Origin of the sequence: Bartonella sp. TT119HLJHH (assembly GCF_042193385.1) — a bacterium.
Taxonomy (GTDB): Bacteria; Pseudomonadota; Alphaproteobacteria; order Rhizobiales; family Rhizobiaceae; genus Bartonella.
Window position 1 is genome coordinate 1 of the sequence record NZ_JBHILS010000089.1, and the last position, 1,346, is coordinate 1,346.

General features: G+C 44.4%; 2 protein-coding genes. Both read left to right on the forward strand.

What is annotated here, in order from left to right; all coding sequences use genetic code 11:
* Positions 1 to 987: glycine-rich domain-containing protein (locus tag ACFIJL_RS09405; protein WP_375624435.1), on the forward strand; the 987-nt coding region annotated here is incomplete at its 5' end.
* Positions 988 to 996: 9 nt separating this feature from the next.
* Positions 997 to 1,248, forward strand: coding sequence for a hypothetical protein (locus tag ACFIJL_RS09410; RefSeq protein WP_375624437.1), 252 nt, complete (start codon positions 997 to 999; stop codon positions 1,246 to 1,248).
* Positions 1,249 to 1,346: the final 98 nt, after the last annotated feature.

Here is a 1,346-nt window from a genome sequence, read left to right on the forward strand (position 1 = left end):
AATGAAGATCTCACAAGCTATGGACGCTTAGCCAGCCCAAATGAATGGCAGAATTATAATAAATTTACCAGCAAAGTCACTATGAGTGGTGGCTTAGAACTGTTGGGTAATTCGTCGTTTAATCTCACCCACAATAATAAAGTTGTGACAAGTCTAAGTGCAAGTGGAAGCATGCTTAAAGGTCCAGCAACTGTTGATGGTAAGGCACTTTACACAAAAGATGAGGCTACCACTGTTCTTCAAAAAATACGCAATGAGATTGCAAAACTGAAAGAAGTTACCGCGCTTAATCCCCTTGAAATCCTCATGACAGAAAGTGGTACCATTCCATTTCCTGATAGTGTTAATAGCTACACCGATATTGAAATATGGGCGTGGGGTGGCGGTGGAGGCGGCAGTAATATAAAAGGCGGTGGTGGAGGTGGCGGCGGTTGCGTACGTATTAAAATCAAAGGATACCAGCTGGGAAACTCAAAAAATGCTCAAATTGGACGTGGTGGGAAAGGCGGTAATAACGAGAGGGGAGGCATAGGTGGTCAAACAATAATTCAGGGACTTCTTACCGCAGGCGGTGGCGGAGGTGGTGGATATTATGGATACGCAACTAGTGGCAGTGAAGGAAGTGCCAACAGCAGTGGTCGCGGCGGTAGCGGTGGCAGCTACTACTCTAGTAACAGTAATGTTAATGGTAGCAGTTCTACTTTCGGTGGCGGGAGTGGTGGTGGCTACGCATACTATAGAAGTAACGACGGCCCCTTTATTGTCTACAAAACAAACATTGGACATGGTGGAAGCTCTATTTATGGGGGGGCTGGTGGTGGTTGCAGTGATGGTATCGCAAAAGGGGGTTACAGTGGGAAAGGCGGCAATGGTGGTGATGGAAATGGTTTTACCAGCGGCGGTGGCGGTGGCTATTTTCCAGGAAAATCTGGTGGAGATGGCGGCAATGGTGGTGACGGAGCAATCTTGTTGAGATTTTTTATCTAGGAGTTTTTTATGAAATATGCAGTTGTTGAAAATGGTGTGGTAACAAATATTATTGTAGCCTCAGAAGATTATGTTCACGCCTTTGATGGTGAAGCTATCCCCTCAAGTGAAGCGCAGATCGGCTGGACTTATAAGGATGGAGTGTTCTCTCCTCCTATTGTTGATGAAAACACAAAACAGCTCTCATCTACTGAAATGGCAGAAATAGATGCACCCGTAGAGCTCATAAAAGAACCACAAGAGAAAGATAATCAAATCTAGGCTATTAGGCTTGTATGATTTTCTTTCTTTAAAGTCCTTTTTGACTGACAGTGTCAGGCTTATGAGAGAGTGTAGATAATTGTTATGGTCTCTTCATT